The following is a 17,768-nucleotide window of genomic DNA, read 5'->3' on the forward strand; positions in this document are numbered from 1 at the left end:
CCACCCTATAATGCAAGGCATTGGCCGCAGGGGATGTCGGCCCCAATGCCAGACAGGCTCGACCCTGGTGCATGACAGCTCGTTTAGGGATGGACTTTCCGCCCAGCGTAACCGTTCATCACGATAGACGAATTTTTGTAAAGCCTGTGCTGCCTTTGTTGTTGTTTATGGGTTCTTTATGCAGCTTGCTACACCTGGGCCTGTTGTAGCCTCCACCGCCGATAGTCTGCGGGTGACCTTTGCCTCCCTCTCTGTAGAGGAGGTCTATGGTTTGGCCGATGACTCCGCCAACGGAGCGGTGGTGGTGATGAGCGGCACGGTGCGCAACAACAGCGAGGGCAAAGCCGTCGTGGCGCTGGAATACCAGGCCTACGAACCCATGGCCCTAGAGGTGTTTAAGCAGATTGCCGCGCAAATTCGCGCCACCTGGGCGGAGGCCACCCGCGTCGTGATTCATCACCGCACGGGCAAGCTGGCCGTGGGCGAGATCAGCGTGCTAGTGGCGGTGGGCTGTCCCCACCGGGCCGAGGCGTTTGCGGCCTGTCAGTATGCGATCGACACTCTCAAGCACAATGCCCCGATCTGGAAGAAAGAATGGTGGGAGGATGGCTCGACAAGCTGGGTGAGTATTGGCAGTTGTGAAGATGAGCGAGAAGTATCGACAGTCGAGGTCTAATCGCTACAGACGACGCGGTTGCGTCCGGTCTGCTTGGCTTGGTAGAGCGCCCGGTCGGTGATGTCGATTAGGGTTTGGGGCGAGGTGCCGGCAGCAGGAATTTGGCAGGCCACTCCTACGCTCACGGTGACATAAACCGTCTCGGTGGCCGTCTCAAAATTCACGATATTGAGATTGCGAATGCTGTGGCGCAGGGTCTCGGCAATGGTGAGGGCACCCGCGAGATGGGTATTTGGCAAGACTACAGCAAACTCTTCCCCTCCGTAGCGGGCGACTAAATCGGTGGGGCGATTGACAATCCGCTGGCTAGTTTGAGCCACCGTGGTCAGGCAGTCATCTCCAGCCGGGTGCCCGTGGCGATCGTTGAATTGCTTGAAGTGATCGACATCAAACATGACCAGCGAGAGGGGCGACTGGCTGCGGCCCAGACGCTTCCACTCTTGGCGGAGTACGGTGTCAAAATGGCGACGGTTGGCGATTTTAGTCAGGGCATCCTGGCGGTTCAGTTCGTTGAGGCGTTGGTTAGCCTGCTCTAGGGCCTGGTTGGCCTCGGCCAGCCGTTCGGCTTGGCACTGTAGTCTCGCCAATAGATCGGCCTGCTGCACCGCGACCGCCAACTGATTGGCCACCTGCTCCAGCAGTTCGGCTTCCCCGGCGCGCCATTGGCGGTAGTCTTGACTGTTTTGAGCAATTACAACCCCCCAGAGCTGGGTCTCCGCTTCACCTTGCGACTGGAGCACTGGGGCAATCATTGCTGACTTGGCGGCGATCGCCCGCAGCCAGGGGCTGAGACACTGGTCTGCATCCTGCGTCTCCAGGTTAGAGATGGTGCTCACGGTGCCCTGGCCGTAGTGTTGGTAGCAGGTTGACCGCAGCCCTTGGGCCTGCCACTGGTGGGCGGCGGGGTCTATGGGGCAATCGGTTTGGGTCGTGAGCTGAATCACCCCGCCCCTATGGCTAGAGGTGAACTGAAAAATCAGCGTGCGATCGACGCGCAGATGACGCTGTAATTCTTCCGTGGCGGTGGCTAAAATGTCTTGCAGGTCTAGGGTTTGCCGAATGCGCTGGGTAATCTGCCAGAGGGTGCGATCTCGATCGGCTTTGCGCTCTAGGGCGAGTTCTGCCGCTTTGCGATCGCTCAGGTCTTGAACCAGGGCAAAGTAACCTTTCACTGCCCCTTCAAGGTCGCAGTCAGGGGCCAGGGTGGCCTGCACGTAGCGAATCCCCGCCGCATCATAGGGTAGGGTGGCTTCGTAGACCACCGTTTCCCCTGCTAACACTCGATCGATATAGGGTTTGGCCTTTGCGTAGGCGGCAGTGCCGATGACCGACTCTAGCGATCGACCATAGATATCCTCTGGCTTGATGCCAAACCAGGCGTGATACGTGACATTGACATACTGGTAACAGAGATTTTTGTCTACGTAGGAAACACAGGCGGGCAGCGCATCCACAATCTGTTGCAGCAGATGGAGCTGAGCATAGACCTGAATCTGCCGATTCACGGTCGCCTCGTGTCGCCACGCCGTCGAGGAGAGGTGCATCTCTGATGACTCTGGGGTAATTTCGTTCCAAAATCGGGGAGATTGTTGTTTATCTCTAGGCACCTTGGCCATAGAGAAAGTCCTCGAACGGTAGAGCGGGCATTAGAACGAAGGAACAAACGACAGAAACAAGTTATCCTCTGTGCAATGTTGTTCTAAGCCAAGTTAGCAAAAGCCCAGCTTGAATACGATCTGTCTAAGGGGTTAAATTATCGCCGCTTCGGTATGAGGGTCGAAGAGGTGCAGAGCTGTGATGTTCAGGACTAATTCTACCGTCTCACCCAGGGCTAGGGTTGAGCGGCGGTCAACCCTAGCCGCGCAGGTCTGCCCGTCGCCCAGGGTGAGGTAGACAATCACTTCATTGCCCATGCTTTCGGTGTGGCTAATGGTGCCTTTGAGCGGGGTGGTGACAATGGCGGGGGGCAGGTAGCGGGCATCGTGAATATCTTCGGGGCGAATGCCGCAGATCACCCGCTGGCCGATGTAGCGCTGGTACTGGGTCGGAGTCGGCAGAGCCAGTACCAGCGCGTCAGATTTAAACCAGAGCTGGTCGGCCATTTCCACCAGCGCTCCGTCGAAGAAATTCATCGCGGGGCTGCCGATAAATCCGGCCACAAACTTGTTTTTAGGGGTGCTGTAGACGGCCTGGGGCGTGTCGATCTGCTGTAAGACGCCCTGGTTCAAAATGGCGATGCGGGTGCCCATGGTCATGGCTTCGACCTGGTCGTGGGTAACGTAGATGAAGGTGCTCTGTAGATTGCGATGGAGGAGACTGATTTCGGTACGGGCCTGCACCCTCAGTTGGGCATCGAGGTTAGAGAGGGGTTCATCCATCAAAAACACCGCCGGGTCGCGGACGATCGCCCGACACACCGCCACCCGCTGCCGCTGCCCCCCCGATAAATCCTTGGGCTTGCGCTGGAGCAGGGCTTCGAGACCCATTTGCTGGGCCGCCCGCTGCACCCGCTGCTGAATGTCGCCTTTGCTGAGCCCCTGGAGTTCCAGGCTAAAGGCCATGTTGTCGTACACCGTCATGTGGGGGTACAGCGCGTAGGACTGAAACACCATAGCAATGTCGCGATCGCGGCTAGCCAGCTCATTCACCCGGCGATCGCCAATGTAGATATCGCCCGTGGTCACGCTATCTAACCCTGCCAGTAGCCGTAGGGTAGTGGTTTTGCCGCAGCCTGACGGGCCAACGAAGACAAGGAATTCGCGATCGCCAATCTCAATATCTAAATCGCGCAGAGCCACAAACTCGCCATAGCGCTTGGTAACAGACTTGAAAGTGACCGAGGCCATAGGGGTAAGGACGTGAGGGGGCTGTTTTTCCGTTTTCTATCTTCGCTTTTCAGTCTTCCTTTTTTCTGCTGTCCTATCCCTTCACCGAGCCCGCCAGCAGCCCGCGCACAAAGTACCGCTGGAGGGCAAAAAACACCAGCAGCGGTACCGTCATGGTAATGAAGGCCCCAGCGGTGAGCAGGTGCCAGTCTTGGCCCCGTGAGCCAACCAGGTTGGTGAGGGTAATTGTCAGAGGTGCGACGGTGGGGGTACCGCCCAGGAATACTAGAGCAATTAGCAGATCGTTCCACACCCAGAGAAACTGGAAGACCGCAAAGGAGGCGATCGCAGGCATCGACAGCGGTACCACCACCCGCGTAAAAATCTGGATGTGGGTGGCCCCATCCATCGCCGCCGCTTCGATGAGATCGCCAGGCAGCGCCCGGATGTAGTTGCACAGCAGATAAATGCCCAGGGGCAGACTGTAGCCCGTGTGGGCCAGCCACACCCCGGTAAAGGTGCCCGTCAAGCCCAGGTCGCGGTAGGCCCGCAGCAGGGGAATAAACGTCATCTGTAGCGGCACCACCAGCAGCGCCACGATCGCCAAAAACAACCACTGCCGCCCGGGGAACTCCATCCAGGCCAGGGCGTAGGCGGCAAAGGCGGCGATCGCGATCGGTATCACCGTCGCCGGAATGGCAATGGTAAAACTGTTCAGCAGCGCCTGCCCCATGCCCGCCGCGCCCAGCACCGCGCGGTAATTTTCGAGACTGTACTGGGTGAACTCAAAGGGATGCTGAAACACAGTCCACCAGCCCGTAGAAAGCACGTCAGCGGGCGGACGGATGGAGCTGATCAGCAGGCCCAAGCTGGGTAGCGTCCACAGCAGGGAGAGGGTGATTAGGGCGAGGTGGACAGGGGTGCGGGTGAGCCAGGAGGTGAGGCGGGGCATGGGGTGGGGAAGATGGGGAAGGTGAGGAAGGTGAGGAAGTGGGGGAGTTAGCGGGTGGCGTTTGGTTGGCGGAATTCGCGGATGTTGACGACCATGATAGGGATGACGGCGAGCAGCAGAATCACGGCGATCGCACTGCCCTGGCCGTAGTGGCGAAAGCTGAACATCTCCTTAAACATGCGGCTGGCGATTACCTCGGTGCCCTGGTTGCCCGCCGTCATCACGTACACAATGTCGAACACTTTGAGCACCAGCAGCACGGTGGTAGTCGAGACCACCAGAATAGTGGAGCGAATCATCGGCACGACAATACGCCAGAAAATCTGTATCTCGTTGGCCCCGTCCATACGTGCCGCCTCTAGAATTTCGTGGGGAATGCCCTTGACCGCCGCCGAGAGCAGCACCATACAAAAGCCCGTTTGCAGCCAAATCATAATGGCGATCAGGGCAAAGTTGTTGAGCGATCGCTCAACCAGCCAGCCCACCGGCTCAAAGCCCAGCGCGGTAATCACTCCATTGAGCAGGCCAATCTGGGCCGTCCCCGCCGGGCGAAAGGCGTAGATAAACTTCCAGATCACGCTGGCTCCCACAAAGGAGATCGCCATGGGCAAAAAGATCAGTGTCTTGGGCACTGCTTCGTAGCGCACCCGGTCGGCCAGCACCGCAATCAGCAGCCCCAGGCTGACGCTCACCCCCGTCACCCCCACCAGCCAGAGAATGTTGTTCCGAAAGGCCTCGCCCATACCCTTGTCGGTAACGAGGGAGATGTAGTTGCTGAGGCCGACGAAGGTTTGGGAGCGTGCGTCCAGCAAGCTGACATAAACCGTCAAAATTGTCGGTATGACCAGGTAGGCCAGCAGCAGCAGCAGGGCCGGAGCCAAAAAGACCCAGGGCAACAGGCGCTGCTTGAGCTTGCCTTGGGCAAGGCGCTCTACTAGCGCGATCGCCCCGTAAAATAGCGCGATTACTCCACCGCTACCGACCAAAATGGCCAGTACCGCCATTCCTATCCTTGAGAAAACAGCCATAGACTTGCGGGAGCTTTCGTTAGTTTTGACGTTACCTTGCCCTGGGCCTCATACCAAATCCGCATCATATAATCCCGATTCCCGACAGGCCAAACTATTGAACCGCCCGACACCCCTCAGAGAGGCTATGCTGAGGCTTGTTTTTATTTTGGGCAGGGCAATGGCGCGGCAGCGAGCATTTTCGGGCACTCCGTGGGAAGAAAAAGTCGGCTACTGCCGGGCACTGCGGGTGGGCCAGCAGATTTTTGTCTCGGGCACCGCCCCCAGCGATGGCCAGGGGGGTACCTTTGCCCCCGGCGATGCCTACGCCCAAACCAAGCGCTGCTTTGAAATCATCCAGCAGGCCTTAGCCGACCTGGATGCCAGCCTCAGCGACGTGGTGCGCACCCGCATCTACCTCACCGATATGAGCCGCTGGGAAGAGGTTGCCCAGGCCCACCACGAGCTATTTGCCGATCATCCCCCGGTCAATACCACCGTCGAAATTCCAGCCCTGATGAACCCCGATATGCTGGTCGAGATTGAGGTTGATGCTCTGTGTGAAGGGGCTCAGCCAGCGCCAGCGGCTCGCCCCCAGGCGATGATTCTAGGTCGTCCCGTTCAACCTGCGGCCTTTCCTTCGATGACGGGTACAGACCTAGATGAGGGCTGCCTGGACTAGCCAAACTCTAATCTTCGTAGGCCACCGGAATCAGCCCCTGGTCTGCCGCTTTCACCAGATACTCATAGTCTCGTTCGTTTTGGTCGGCGTAGGCTTCGGCAAAGGTGGTCATGGCTTTGGCCAGAACGTTGCCTTTGCCCACATAGCCCGAAAGCATGGCGGCATCCCCCGACTTAGCATGGGCCAGGGCTAAGGCCCAGCCGCAGAGGGCGCAGTAGTCAGGTAGGTTAGCCGCCTGAAATTTGCCGGGTTCTAGCTTAAAGCCGCCCTTCATATCGCGCAGCTGGCGAATGTAGTATTGAATTCCATCCAGCTCACCCCAGCCCAGAAAAATATCGGGAGAACCCTGGATCAGCTTTTGGCCAATCACCACCCGCCGTCCCTCGTGGTTGTCGGGTAGGCGATAGTCGCACAGCTCCTTTGAGTAGGGGGCCAGTACCGAACCTTGAGCCTCTTTGACCTGCAAAAAGAGGGGGTCGCTGGCGTCTTTGCCCTCTAGGTAAATCACCCAGCAGCGGGTGCCGACGCTGCCCACCCCAACGACCCGGCGAGCCACGTCGATCACCCGGTAGCGCGACAGCAAAAACCGGCGATCGCCACCCAGCGATTCAAAGTAGTCTTGCAGCAGTAGTTCTAGAGATGCCGCCATGGCCGACTCTTTTAGGGTTTCGGCCCGGACTACAAGCGGAGGGTCTTCAACAATGTGGTGGCGATCGTCCACCAGATCGGTCATCTGATCGAGCACTTGCAGGTGGTTGCGATCGCGGGCCTTGTCCAGCATGCGCTGGGTATATTTCTCGGCGCTGTCGGGCAGCTTTTGCAGCAGTTCCTCATCGGTAATGGTGTCGTACCACAGATCGAGGTAGCCCATATCGGCATAGGTACGCAGGTGTTCAGCGTAGGAGATTACCGTGGCCTGTACCGCCGCTTCGCAGAGAGGGCCATCACACCCCAGGTGACGTCCGGCCACCACGGCACTGGTCGCCAGTCGTTTCAAATCCCACTCCCAGGGGCCGGGGTAGGTGTCGTCGAAGTCATTGATGGCAAACACCAGGTTGCGCTCCGCCGAGGCAAACACCCCAAAGTTAGACACATGCATATCGCCACAGGTCTGAACCTGGATGCCCGTAGTGGGGGCCGAGGCAGTGTCTGCCATCATCACTGCGGCTGAACCCCGCAGATAGGCAAAGGGAGAAGCCAGCATGCGTCCGTGGCGAATGGGCACTAGATCTGGTACGCGATCTTTGGCCTGGGCTTTGAGTACACCGACCAGATCGGGGCGATTTTGGGGCGGCTCGTAGACCCCTAGCTCAGAGCGCTTAACCCGCTGTCGTAACGCTTTGCCAGCCGCTATGCGATCGGTCACCGACGGGTAGTCTTGGGCGGTTGTCTCAACCAAGGGCAGCGTAGCCGGTTTTTTGGCAACTGGCATAGGAGTGCAGCGACAAAGAGATAAGCCTAAAGGTTAGCACTGGAATATAGCCCACCACCGCCTCAGGAAAGATTTTGCCTATTCCCTCCTCCCGCCGAACAAACCAGCCTCAGCAGGAGCAGCAAGAGAATCCACTGGATCCCTCTAGAGAGACCCAACCGGCAAATCTACAGCGGTTTGAAAGGCATCCCAGGTCAAAATGTCGTGCAGCAGTGCCCGGTAGCCCGCCACATTGGGGTGCAGGCCGTCGGCAGAAAGCAGCGGCAGCCACCAGGGCTCCCCCCGGCCCAGCCAAAGGTTTAGCACATCGAGGTAGGGAATATTATGGCTGGTGCAGGCCAGGCGGGTGGCCTCGCGGTAGCGCCACTGGTCGCTGTGGGTGTAGTACAGCACCTCTGAGAAGGGCATGGCCTGCTCATTGACCGGCGTCATGCCCACAAACAGCACCGGGCACAGCCGCCGCGCCTGGTTCAGCAGGGCTTCCATCTGTTCTTGAAACTCGTCAAAGTCGGTGCGGTTGCGACCCAGGGTGTTGCCCACCCGAGCCGAGTCGTTGAGGCCCACCGACAGCACCAGCAAATCGGGCACTCGGTTACGCAGCTCACCCCGGTTGCGAAACTCATCGTCGAGGCGCCGTTTCACCTGGCTGACCCCATCCCCCCGCACGCCTAGGTTATAAAACACGGCCCCCTCACGGCCTGGGGCCATGGTCAACCGGCGCAGACGCTCAACCCAGCCGCCGCCTTCGGGGTCGCCAAAGCCGTACACCAGACTATCGCCCAGCACCAGCACCTTTTGGGGGTGGGGCTGCTTGAGAGTAATCCCTGAGGTGGGGCTGGGATGGGAAGCAAGCATAGGTTATGTAGCTTAGAGAATGAACTGAGCTAATTGGAGGTGACTGGGCTGGGTTTGTTTAAATTGTTTACATATTACCCTTTGGGGTGTCCAATGCCAGAGGCAATCTTGACCCCGCCAACAAAAAAGAGCGATCGCCCAAGTCTGAAATCCGCTGCTTTGCCTTAGGCTGTAGATGGCCGTAACGGCCGCGCCTCGATTGACCCTAGCCAACCCTAAGCAGACGTATGGAGTACGGTGTAGCCCACGGTGACGAGCCCATCGCCAAAAGCTGGCTAGCCCGCTGGTGGGAAGAGCTGAGCCCGATGGCACAGTCAGCCCTAGTGCTGCTGGCCACCCCGCTGCTCGTCCTCAATGTATGGGCGGTGTCGATTATTTTTGGCTATTTCCGCTCAATTTTAGTCACCGTGCTGATTGCGGGCCTGCTGGCATTTTTGCTCAGCTACCCCATGGGCCGTCTCGAAACCCTTGGCCTCAAGCGCGGCCTGGCTGCGGGCCTGGTGCTGGTGCTGGCCCTCGTTGGGTTTTCCGGGCTGGCCATCATTGTGCTGCCCTTTGTTATTGACCAGGGGCAGCAGCTCGTGGTGCGCCTGCCCGACTGGTTTGACTCGGGCAAAACCCAGCTCATGGTGCTCGACGGTCAGATGGCCGAATGGGGCTGGCCCATCAACCTCGACGGGCTGATTACGCAGACTAGCGATCGCCTCAAGCGCGAGATTCAGTCGATCGCTGGGGAAGCCCTCAACCTCACCATCAACGTGGCGGTGTTTACCGCCAACAAGCTGCTCGACGTCGTGCTGACCGTGGTGCTCACCTTCTACCTGCTTCAGCACGGCGAAGAGGTCTGGGGAGGGGTGGTGGGCCTGCTGCCCACCCGCCTGCAGCAGCCGTTTTCAGAGACGCTGCGCCAAAGCTTTCGCAACTACTTTTTAGGGCAGTTCATTGTCGCCAGCTGCTTTGGCACCGCCCTGACGATTATTTTTGGGCTGCTCAACGTGCCCTTTGGCTCACTGTTTGGCCTCACGGTGGGGCTGCTGGCGCTGGTGCCCTTTGGCGGCACCGTCGGGCTAATCATTGTCACCCTGCTGGTGGCCCTGCGGGATATCAAGATTGCCATCCCCATGCTGATTGCCGCCGTGATTGTGCAGCAGCTGGTCGAAAATGGCATTGCCCCTCGGGTGCTGGGTAGCGTTACCGGGCTCAACCCCTTCTGGGTTTTTATTGCCATTTTGTCGGGGGCTAGGGTTGGGGGGCTGCTGGGGGTAATTGTGGCCGTCCCCGCCGCCGTCATTATTAAAGAAGCGCTGGTGGCGCTGCGCAATTCTCGCCAAGCGATTCCAGAGGCTGAAACCGGCGTCAGCCCCGGCGCAGGCTCGACCCAGGCGGCAGCGCTGCCCTAGAGCACCCCGCGGCGACCGTTGGGCATTACCGTAGACCAGTTGGTGCGCGCCGACGCCAGCTGGTCGGCAGAGATCAGCGCTCCCGTCAGGTCGGCTCCGCAGAGGTTCGCCCCGCGCAGGTTAGCGTTTGACAGACAGGCGTGGGCCAGGTTCGCCCCGCGCAGGTCGGCTCCCTCCAGGTTGGCGTAGTGGAAGTAGGCCTTGACCAACTTGGCGTTGCGCAGGGTTGCTTTACACAGGTTGGCGCGGCCAAAGTTGGCGTTGCTGAGGTCAGAGCCCTGGAAGTTGGCGCTGGGCAGTTTCGACTGGTTGAAGTTGGCTTCGATCAGCAGGGTGCGCTGTAGATCGAGGTCTTTAAAGGTCTGCAGCGAAAAGTCGCGCCGCCCCTTGGTGTACTTTTGCTTGACGTCTTCGGACGACAGCGCGGCAGCGGCAGGGGTAGCTTTCCGCGGGGTGGGTGACCCGTTTTGAGTTGGCACTAGGGGAGCGACGCTCCTGGCTCCCGAATGCGATCGCTCCCGCCGGGCCCGAATGGCCGCCGCCATGCGAGACGACGGAGAGCCGCCCCCTGAGTTGCCGATAGCGGGAATCGAGGAGCCACTGACCGGCCCCTGGCCATTGCTGTACCCGCTGGTGGCCGGCCCCGATGACGTTGGAAAGGCCATGTTCTGGGCCAGGCTTTCCATGTAGGGTTCTAGGTCTAGATCCCGGTGGATGGCCTCAATGGTTTGGTAGCGATGCTTGACCGAAATCTCCAGCATCTTTTGCAGCACGCCCGCAAAGTGGTCGCTGATGTGGACATGCTCGCGCCACAGCAGCTCCCCGGTATTGGGGTCGTAGTTGAGGTCTTTAGGAGCCTTCGCCGCCAGCAGATAAATGCAAGTTACCCCCAGGGCATAGATGTCGCTGGCGTAGACGGGGCGCATGGCCATTTGCTCGGGCGGCGCGTAGCCGGGGGTGCCAATGGCGTAGGCGGTCAGGGCGGTCTGGTCAGAGTTGGCAGCCTGGATTGGATTGACTTTATCTTTTACCGCCCCAAAGTCAATCAGCACCAGTTTTTTATCCTGGTCGCGGCGGATGATGTTGGCGGGCTTAATGTCGCGGTGAATGACGTGGTTGTCGTGGACGTACTGCACCATCGCCAAGATTTCGCTGAGGAATTGCTTGACGCCAGCTTCGGTAAACGGGCCACCGCGCTTGACCTCCTGCTGAAGGGTGAGGCCGTTGATATATTCCTGCACCAGAAAAAACTCTGTCCCGCTCTCAAAGTAGTCGAGCAGGCGAGGCAGCTGGGGGTGGTTGCCGATCATCCCCAAGATTTTGGCTTCTCGTTTAAATAGATCGCGCGCCATCTCGAGCACGTGGGGCGCTTCGGCGGAGGGGCGCAGCTGCTTAATCACGCAGGGCGGTTTGCCCGGCAGCAGCTCGTCGCGGGCCAGAAAAGTTGCCCCAAAGCCACCCCGGCCCAGGGCGCGAATCATCCGGTAGCGGCCCCGCAGCAGGAGATCTGCCCCGCACGTTTGACATTGGTTAACCGTGGGGGGGTTCTTAGGCTTAGAACAATCAGGGTTGATGCAGTAGCTCATGCGGCCCAGAATGGTGGATATCTAGACGAGGCCCGAAGGCCACGGCAGGCGGTTAGTTAACCAGCAGCGGGGCAATGACAGGGAAGCCCCAAGGCCGCGATCGCGACGCTTGGGAGGGCCGACCCCTTTCGGTAATGCCACATTACCCCAATTATTCCCTGTTTCAGAGAGGGGTTATAGCATTCACCCAAAGGGATATATACTTTCGCCCGAAATCTAGGGGAAATGTAAAAAGTCGATGAACTCCTGATCCCCATTCTCAACAGTGAGCCAGGGTTGCAGCGGGGCGGTGGGTCACCCTTGGGTAGATGCAATGCCCACAGGGTAGAATGTTTGGGCAATAAACCACAGTCTTCTAGCTTTTTTAACGGTCAAGACAGCCCCACCATGCGCATATCCCTGAACTGGCTCAATGAATATGTCAATGTCCAGCTTTCTGCCGAAGAGCTGGCCGATGCCCTGACCATGGCCGGGTTCGAGGTTGAAGATATTGAAGATAGACGCACCTGGGCCGATGGTGTAGTCGTGGGCCGAGTGGTAGATCGCACCCCTCACCCCGATGCCGACAAACTCAGCGTCTGCCAGGTCGATATTGGCGAGGCCGATACTTCAACTATAGTGTGCGGGGCCGCCAACGTGCGAGCCGACATTTACGTGGCAGTGGCCACCGTAGACACCTACCTGCCGGTGGTTGATTTGACCATCAAGCCCCGCAAGCTGCGCGGTGTACCCTCCTCAGGAATGATCTGCTCCCTGGCGGAGCTGGGCTTGGCGAAGGATTCTGAGGGCATTCATATTTTTGAAGCCGACAGCCTGGAGCTGGGGCAAGACGTGCGCCCCCTGCTCGGTCTCGACGATGTGATTCTCGATGTCACCTCCACCGCTAACCGGGCCGACGCCCTGAGCATGGTGGGTATCGCCCGCGAAGTGGCGGCGATTACAGGGGCCGAGCTGCATCTGCCGGTGACCCAAGCGCCTGCGATCGCGAAAAGCACCACGGCTCCGGCGATCGCCCTACCCGACGAGAAAGCCTGCCCGATCTACATCGGCACGGTGCTGGAGAACATTGACCTCGGCCCGTCGCCCCAGTGGTTGCAGCAGCGGCTGGTGGCGGCGGGTACTCGCCCCATTAATAATGTGGTGGATGTGACGAACTACGTGCTGCTGGAGTGGGGCCAGCCCCTGCACGCCTTCGATCGCGATCGCCTGCTGACCACTGGAGACACCCTCAACCTCGGTGTTCGCTACGCCCAGCCCGGCGAAACTCTAGTGACCCTGGATAGCCAAAAACGCCAGCTTCAGCCCGAGACTCTATTAATTACCGCCAACGACCAGCCCGTGGCCCTGGCGGGGGTGATGGGCGGCGAAGCCACTGAAGTACACGAGGGCACCGTAGCGGTGATGCTAGAGGCGGCCTTTTTTGACGCGGCGGCGATTCGCAAGTCGGCACGCAGTCAGGGGTTGCGCACCGAGGCTTCGGCCCGCTACGAGCGCGGCGTCAACCCGGCGGAATTGGGGCTGGCCTGCGATCGCGCCCTGCAACTCCTGCAAGAACTGGCTGGAGCCACCGTCGTTGCCCAAACCACCGGCACCACTTCCCTCGGGGCAGCTATCCCCGAACGGGTGATCACCCTACGGCTAATCCGAGTAACCCAACTGCTGGGCCAGGTGATCAATCTGGGCGACCAACCCCAAGACCTACCTCCTGAAACCATTCAAAAGCTGCTAGAAACCCTGGGCTGCCAGGTCGCCCCAACCGACGAGACGGGTGTGTGGGCTGTAACTGTCCCCCCCTACCGCTACCGGGATCTGGAGCGTGAGGTGGACTTAATTGAAGAAGTGGCTCGCCTCTACGGCTACAACCACTTTGCCGATACCTTGCCCCACAAGGCGATCGGCGGCTTTTTGTCGGTCGAGGCGGGCCTGCGCCGCAAGGTGCGGGAGACGTTTCGGGCTGCTGGGCTGACGGAGCTGCTGCACTATTCGTTGACTAAACCGATTAGCGATCGCCAAGTCACCCTCGCCAACCCGCTTTTTCCTGAATACTCCGCGCTGCGCCAAGATTTGGTGGATGGGCTGATTGACGCCTACGAATTTAACCTTAACCAGGGCAACGGCCCCCTCAATGGCTTTGAGATCGGCCATATTTTCTGGCAAGACGAGAGCGGCATCCACGAGGCCGAAGCGGTGGGCGGCATTGTCGGCGGCGACGGGCGATCGAGCCAGTGGGTGACCAGCGGTCAAGATCAGCCCCTCACCTGGTACGAGGCCAAGGGCATTCTCGACGGGGTGTTTAATCGCCTCGGTCTGGCGGTTGACTACCGCGCCGACAGCACTGACCCGCGCTTTCACCCCGGTCGAACCGCATCGCTTTGGGTGCGAGGGCGCTTAGAGCTAGGCCGCTTTGGCCAGCTCCATCCCCAACTGCGGCAGCAGCGGCAGCTGCCCGCTGAGGTGTATGTGTTTCAGCTCAACTGGTCGGCGCTGGAGACCTGTCTGGTGCCGGTACTGCAAAAGTCGGTGAAGTTTGCGGCCTATTCCACCTTCCCGGCCAGCGATCGCGACCTGGCCTTCTATGCTCCCCTAGAGGTTTCCGTTGCTGACCTAACCACAACCATGACCAAAGCCGGGGGCAAATTGCTAGAGTCCGTCGCACTGTTCGATGAGTACCGGGGCGAAAGCGTGCCCCAGGGCCAGCGCAGCCTCGCCTTTCGCCTGGTCTACCGCTCCCCCGACCAAACCCTCACCGATGACGCCGTTGACCCGGTGCACAAAAAGGTGCGCGTTACCCTAGAGAAACAGTTTGGCGTCACCCTGCGGAGCTAGGAGGGCAATCGAGATGGCAAACGCTGACTTTCTGCTCTATGTTGATGCCCAGTTCATCAGCCCTTACGCGCTGTCGGCGTTTGTGGCACTGCACGAGAAGGGGATTGCCTTTGACATGCAGACGGTGAATCTGGCGGCGGCGGAGCATAGAGCACCGTCTTTTACGGCAGTTTCTCCTATACAGCGAGTTCCCACACTGGTGCAGCAGGGGTTTAGCCTGGCTGAGTCATCGGCGATCGCAGAATATCTCGAAGATCTGTTTCCAGACGATCCTATCTATCCCCGCGATTTGCGCGATCGCGCCCAGGCCAGACAGATTCAGGCGTGGCTGCGCAGCGACCTGATGGCCCTGCGGGCAGAACGGCCCACGGAGGTGGTTTTCTTGCAGCCCATCGAGACACCGCTGTCTGACCAGGCTAAGGCGGCGGCAGAAAAGCTGTTTGCGATCGCCGATACGCTGCTGCCTCACGACTCCCTAGCGCTATTTGGCGAATGGTGCATCGCCGATACCGATCTGGCTCTGATGCTCAACCGGCTCGTTTTCAACGGCGACCCGGTGCCAGAACGGTTGGCCGACTATGCCAGGCACCAGTGGCAACGACCCTCGGTTCAAACCTGGGTCAACCGCCAGTGCTGAGCATTGGCTTCGAATCAGCGCAGAGCCTAATATTCTCGTTAGCGCGTCTGAACCTGCCAATGTTTCAACGTGCCAACGAGTGATTCAGCCGAAGTATCCCCCTTACCCCGACCAGACTAACCATTCTCGGCGTCAGCGGTCTCTGGCCTTACGGTGTGGTGGTGCCACAGCCGATAGCCGCCGTAGCCGAGCGCTGCCAACAGCACCCAATAGGGGCTAAAGGCCAGCAGCCAGAGTCCCAGCTTTAGCCCGCTAACGGTAAACGCTTTCACCGACTGAGTTGCCGATTCCCAGGTGTTGCCTAGGGTTTCTCCGACAGGCCGCAGCGGGGTTACTTGCGTCACGGGGCTTTGCAGGGTGAGGTAAATCTGTGAAAAGGCCACCTGCCGCTTGAGGTTTTGCTGCTGAGCAGCCATGCGCTCGATCGCCTCGCGCACAGTGCTAAGCTCCCGCGCTACCTCTAAAACGTGGGAGATTTCGCCCGATCGCTCCATAATTTTCAGCAGCGCCGCTTCCGACTGGCGCAGATTCTTCAGCCGAGCGTCGAGATCCACCAGCTGGCTCGACACATCTTCAGCGGTGAGCGACTGCTGCTGCACAGTACCTAGGGGGCGAAGGGCATTGAGCACATTGTCTAGCTCTGCCTGAGGTACTCGCAGTGTCAGCGACACCTGCTGGGCAGTCCCTTCGGGAGAACGGTTGTCTTGCAGGCTCAGCATATCTCCCTGGGCCTGCCGAAGAATGGTTTGTACCTGGTCTACGGCAGCGTCAATATCTGTCAGTACCAGCACTAGGCTGGCCTGCTTCACCAGCTGAGGCGCAGGCTGCCCGATGTCGTTGGGGGCTGGTTCAATAATGCCACCACCCCTCGCCACATCAGAAGCCGCTGATTCTGCCTCGGGGGCGATCGCCTGGTTGGCAGGCGCTCCAGCATCGCCCAACACTGCGCCAGATTCTGGGGCCATAGCCTCTGGCTGGCTGGCCATATTGGGCGCGCTGGCGCAGCCACCTACCAGGGCAGCCCCCAGGGCGATCGCTAAAAACTGAGCACGGTGAGCGCGGAGAAAGGTAGAACAGGTCATCGGGTCGCCTAAGCCAAACTCGGATGGCTTTACTATGGCCTAGACATTTAGAGGCCAGGGCCGAGGTTACCAATAGTGAAACCAACTGGGAACGCTATGGTCTGTCGCCCTGCAAGCCGGGGTACTTTGGCTTAAAATTTGAACTATAACAGGAGCGCCCATGACCACAACCCCTGACAGAGAGCTCACCTTAGCTGATATCGCTCAACAGATAAGCGACCTACAGGCCGATATGGAACAGCGGTTTGAGCAAAGTCGCCAGGAGCTAAAAACCGAGGTGCAGCGCTGGGATGAGCGGTTCTTTCAGTTTCAGCGGGATAATTTGACCACGGCGCGCACCATCATCATTACGGCGGGGAGTGTGGTCATTTTGTCGCCAGTACTCCAGGCTCTTGCCCCGGCGATTCAAACGGTAGTTTCTCGCCTGGCTGGCGGGGACATGGCTCAGTAGCCCACGGCAGGATTTTAGGATTTCATGGATAGGAGCGATCGCCCCCAGTGCCAAACGCCATTACCGTAACCGTCAAGCTCTTTGCTATTTACCAGGAAGCCTACGGCCAGCCTGAGGTGCAGTGGCAGCTTCCTGAAGAGGCTACAGTTGGAGCCGTACGCGATCGCGCCCTAGCCGAGCACCCAAAGCTGGAACCCTGGCGCGATCGCACTCGCCTGGGCCTCAACCTTCAGTTCGTGGCCGACGATACCCCACTGCACGACGGCGACGAAGTGGTGCTGATTCCTCCAGTGAGCGGCGGCTAACGCCAGTACAAACGCTCTAAAGCAAAAGTTCTGTTTCGCGCAGAAAACTTAAAGAAACGTTAGAGTCGCTGCATCACAGGAAGGGCAGGCGATCCCCAATTTTTTTGTTTTTAAAGGATTGCAAAAGCTCCCAAAAGGTTCATTACACTCCGGACATTTCCATACCCATGGCGTAGAGTTGATTGTGTTGGCCCCATATCTAGCGTTTGTGTTGGAGCGCCCGCTATGGACTGGTTTCCTCGCCGCCATGCCGTTGTCTTAGCCCGCAGCAGCCCCGGTCGTCTCGCCTACCTGGAAAAAACCGGCATCATCGTGCCCCAGCGAGTGGGAGACTCGCCCCGGACAGAGGTGCTCTACTCTTGGGAGCAAATTCTCGAAATTCGCGCAATTAGCCGCCTGCGCCTGCATTTGTCATTTCAAACTATTCGCAAGATTCTACAGTACTTTGACGACCACGGCGTGGGCCGAACCCTACGTGATAAGCACCTAATCATCAACCACCATGGGGTCAGCTGGGTACAACCGGGGACGGCGGTGGCTCCTCAGGTGATTCATCTGGTGGGTCACGGGTGCAGCTTTATGGGTCAGTTTGTGCTGATGCCCGTTGAGGCTAACGCTTCAGAACTGGGGTTGGCTACCGGTCTAGCTAGCTCCGCTGCTCCTAAAGTGGTGGATATCGAGCATTTTAGGCAAAAGGTGCGCCCGCGCTAGCTCCTAGTTGAGGCCGGTAGACCGATCCCTATCGGTCTATGGGTATGTTAGGGAAGCTATCTGTTCACTGGTCAAGCGATGGAAAAGCCTGAGCTACCTAAAGGCATGCGATCGCGCACCTACCGATGGGTCACCGCTATGGTTGGCCTGTTGTTTATCGTCTTAGCGATCGCCATACTTGCCACCGCTGAGGGCGATCGCAAACTGGGAGCCACGTTGGCCGCTGTTGTCGTCGGAGGCCTCGGCGTCGATGCTGTGGTCAGCGCCGCCCGCAACCGTCTATCGATCCTGGCGCGCATTGGCCCCCTGCCCTAAGACTTTCGGCCAATTTAAGCTGCTGG

General features: G+C 59.1%; 17 protein-coding genes. 9 read left to right on the forward strand and 8 right to left on the reverse strand.

The window, feature by feature from the left end:
• Nucleotides 1-178: 178 nt before the first annotated feature.
• On the forward strand, nucleotides 179-676 hold the full coding sequence (locus VB780_RS29020; protein WP_323354677.1) for a molybdenum cofactor biosynthesis protein MoaE: 498 nt from the start codon (nucleotides 179-181) through the stop codon (nucleotides 674-676).
• On the opposite strand, the gene VB780_RS29025 is transcribed toward VB780_RS29020, so the two are convergent.
• From VB780_RS29025 to VB780_RS29040, 4 genes are all read right to left on the reverse strand, one after another.
• Entirely contained in the window at nucleotides 673-2,292 is a 1,620-nt protein-coding gene (locus VB780_RS29025; RefSeq protein ID WP_323354678.1) for a diguanylate cyclase, read from the reverse strand. The genes VB780_RS29020 and VB780_RS29025 overlap by 4 nt on opposite strands.
• Nucleotides 2,293-2,424: 132 nt before the next feature.
• Complete coding sequence (locus tag VB780_RS29030) at nucleotides 2,425-3,522, reverse strand: ABC transporter ATP-binding protein (RefSeq protein WP_323354679.1); 1,098 nt, start codon at nucleotides 3,520-3,522, stop codon at nucleotides 2,425-2,427.
• 73 nt (nucleotides 3,523-3,595) lie between these two features.
• Nucleotides 3,596-4,453: a carbohydrate ABC transporter permease gene (locus VB780_RS29035; protein ID WP_323354680.1), complete on the reverse strand. Its 858-nt coding sequence runs from the start codon at nucleotides 4,451-4,453 to the stop codon at nucleotides 3,596-3,598.
• A gap of 47 nt (nucleotides 4,454-4,500) precedes the next feature.
• Nucleotides 4,501-5,481 carry a sugar ABC transporter permease gene (locus tag VB780_RS29040; RefSeq protein WP_323354681.1) on the reverse strand — a complete coding sequence of 327 codons (981 nt, stop codon included), beginning with the start codon at nucleotides 5,479-5,481 and terminating at the stop codon, nucleotides 4,501-4,503.
• A 127-nt stretch (nucleotides 5,482-5,608) separates the two neighbouring features.
• Here VB780_RS29040 and VB780_RS29045 point away from each other — a divergent pair, with 127 nt between their 5' ends.
• Entirely contained in the window at nucleotides 5,609-6,142 is a 534-nt protein-coding gene (locus tag VB780_RS29045) for a RidA family protein (protein WP_323354682.1), read from the forward strand.
• A gap of 7 nt (nucleotides 6,143-6,149) precedes the next feature.
• Here VB780_RS29045 and VB780_RS29050 read toward each other — a convergent pair whose 3' ends face one another.
• Both VB780_RS29050 and VB780_RS29055 read right to left on the reverse strand, forming a co-directional pair.
• Entirely contained in the window at nucleotides 6,150-7,574 is a 1,425-nt protein-coding gene (locus tag VB780_RS29050; protein ID WP_323354683.1) for a DUF2252 domain-containing protein, read from the reverse strand.
• Between the two features lie 144 nt (nucleotides 7,575-7,718).
• The gene (locus VB780_RS29055) at nucleotides 7,719-8,429 is read right to left on the reverse strand and encodes a GDSL-type esterase/lipase family protein (RefSeq protein ID WP_323354684.1); all 711 of its coding nucleotides are present in this window, start codon (nucleotides 8,427-8,429) and stop codon (nucleotides 7,719-7,721) included.
• Nucleotides 8,430-8,656: 227 nt separating this feature from the next.
• Between VB780_RS29055 and VB780_RS29060 the strand changes: the two genes are divergently transcribed.
• Entirely contained in the window at nucleotides 8,657-9,829 is a 1,173-nt protein-coding gene (locus VB780_RS29060) for an AI-2E family transporter (protein WP_323354685.1), read from the forward strand.
• Here VB780_RS29060 and VB780_RS29065 read toward each other — a convergent pair.
• The gene (locus VB780_RS29065; RefSeq protein WP_323354686.1) at nucleotides 9,826-11,415 is read right to left on the reverse strand and encodes a serine/threonine-protein kinase; all 1,590 of its coding nucleotides are present in this window, start codon (nucleotides 11,413-11,415) and stop codon (nucleotides 9,826-9,828) included. The genes VB780_RS29060 and VB780_RS29065 overlap by 4 nt on opposite strands.
• 387 nt (nucleotides 11,416-11,802) lie before the next feature.
• Between VB780_RS29065 and pheT the strand changes: the two genes are divergently transcribed.
• On the forward strand, nucleotides 11,803-14,241 hold the full coding sequence (pheT, locus tag VB780_RS29070; protein ID WP_323354687.1) for a phenylalanine--tRNA ligase subunit beta: 2,439 nt from the start codon (nucleotides 11,803-11,805) through the stop codon (nucleotides 14,239-14,241).
• Between the two features lie 13 nt (nucleotides 14,242-14,254).
• Nucleotides 14,255-14,878 carry a glutathione transferase gene (yfcF, locus tag VB780_RS29075; RefSeq protein WP_323354688.1) on the forward strand — a complete coding sequence of 208 codons (624 nt, stop codon included), beginning with the start codon at nucleotides 14,255-14,257 and terminating at the stop codon, nucleotides 14,876-14,878.
• 116 nt (nucleotides 14,879-14,994) lie between these two features.
• Here yfcF and VB780_RS29080 read toward each other — a convergent pair whose 3' ends face one another.
• A complete protein-coding gene (locus VB780_RS29080; protein ID WP_323354689.1) occupies nucleotides 14,995-15,960 on the reverse strand; it encodes a DUF4349 domain-containing protein in 966 nt (321 codons plus the stop codon).
• A gap of 160 nt (nucleotides 15,961-16,120) precedes the next feature.
• On the opposite strand from VB780_RS29080, the gene VB780_RS29085 reads away from it, so the two are divergent.
• The 4 genes from VB780_RS29085 to VB780_RS29100 all read left to right on the forward strand — a co-directional run bounded on the left by VB780_RS29085 (nucleotide 16,121) and on the right by VB780_RS29100 (nucleotide 17,742).
• Nucleotides 16,121-16,411, forward strand: a complete 291-nt coding sequence (locus VB780_RS29085; protein WP_323354690.1) for a hypothetical protein — start codon at nucleotides 16,121-16,123, stop codon at nucleotides 16,409-16,411.
• A gap of 47 nt (nucleotides 16,412-16,458) precedes the next feature.
• The gene (locus VB780_RS29090) at nucleotides 16,459-16,716 is read left to right on the forward strand and encodes a MoaD/ThiS family protein (RefSeq protein ID WP_323354691.1); all 258 of its coding nucleotides are present in this window, start codon (nucleotides 16,459-16,461) and stop codon (nucleotides 16,714-16,716) included.
• A 225-nt stretch (nucleotides 16,717-16,941) separates the two neighbouring features.
• On the forward strand, nucleotides 16,942-17,427 hold the full coding sequence (locus VB780_RS29095) for a hypothetical protein (protein ID WP_323354692.1): 486 nt from the start codon (nucleotides 16,942-16,944) through the stop codon (nucleotides 17,425-17,427).
• 78 nt (nucleotides 17,428-17,505) lie between these two features.
• Nucleotides 17,506-17,742: a hypothetical protein gene (locus VB780_RS29100; RefSeq protein WP_323354693.1), complete on the forward strand. Its 237-nt coding sequence runs from the start codon at nucleotides 17,506-17,508 to the stop codon at nucleotides 17,740-17,742.
• Nucleotides 17,743-17,768 lie beyond the last annotated feature (26 nt).

Origin of the sequence: Leptolyngbya sp. CCNP1308 (assembly GCF_034932455.1) — a bacterium.
Classification (GTDB): Bacteria; Cyanobacteriota; Cyanobacteriia; order Phormidesmidales; family Phormidesmidaceae; genus Nodosilinea.

Bases quoted from the DNA above. Each gene is read 5' to 3' on its own strand.
- VB780_RS29020 (WP_323354677.1), top strand. From the start codon at position 179: ATGCAGCTTGCTACACCTGGGCCTGTTGTAGCCTCCACCGCCGATAGT.
- VB780_RS29025 (WP_323354678.1), bottom strand. From the start codon at position 2,292: ATGGCCAAGGTGCCTAGAGATAAACAACAATCTCCCCGATTTTGGAAC.
- VB780_RS29030 (WP_323354679.1), bottom strand. From the start codon at position 3,522: ATGGCCTCGGTCACTTTCAAGTCTGTTACCAAGCGCTATGGCGAGTTT.
- VB780_RS29035 (WP_323354680.1), bottom strand. From the start codon at position 4,453: ATGCCCCGCCTCACCTCCTGGCTCACCCGCACCCCTGTCCACCTCGCC.
- VB780_RS29040 (WP_323354681.1), bottom strand. From the start codon at position 5,481: ATGGCTGTTTTCTCAAGGATAGGAATGGCGGTACTGGCCATTTTGGTC.
- VB780_RS29045 (WP_323354682.1), top strand. From the start codon at position 5,609: ATGCTGAGGCTTGTTTTTATTTTGGGCAGGGCAATGGCGCGGCAGCGA.
- VB780_RS29050 (WP_323354683.1), bottom strand. From the start codon at position 7,574: ATGCCAGTTGCCAAAAAACCGGCTACGCTGCCCTTGGTTGAGACAACC.
- VB780_RS29055 (WP_323354684.1), bottom strand. From the start codon at position 8,429: ATGCTTGCTTCCCATCCCAGCCCCACCTCAGGGATTACTCTCAAGCAG.
- VB780_RS29060 (WP_323354685.1), top strand. From the start codon at position 8,657: ATGGAGTACGGTGTAGCCCACGGTGACGAGCCCATCGCCAAAAGCTGG.
- VB780_RS29065 (WP_323354686.1), bottom strand. From the start codon at position 11,415: ATGAGCTACTGCATCAACCCTGATTGTTCTAAGCCTAAGAACCCCCCC.
- pheT (WP_323354687.1), top strand. From the start codon at position 11,803: ATGCGCATATCCCTGAACTGGCTCAATGAATATGTCAATGTCCAGCTT.
- yfcF (WP_323354688.1), top strand. From the start codon at position 14,255: ATGGCAAACGCTGACTTTCTGCTCTATGTTGATGCCCAGTTCATCAGC.
- VB780_RS29080 (WP_323354689.1), bottom strand. From the start codon at position 15,960: ATGACCTGTTCTACCTTTCTCCGCGCTCACCGTGCTCAGTTTTTAGCG.
- VB780_RS29085 (WP_323354690.1), top strand. From the start codon at position 16,121: ATGACCACAACCCCTGACAGAGAGCTCACCTTAGCTGATATCGCTCAA.
- VB780_RS29095 (WP_323354692.1), top strand. From the start codon at position 16,942: ATGGACTGGTTTCCTCGCCGCCATGCCGTTGTCTTAGCCCGCAGCAGC.
- VB780_RS29100 (WP_323354693.1), top strand. From the start codon at position 17,506: ATGGAAAAGCCTGAGCTACCTAAAGGCATGCGATCGCGCACCTACCGA.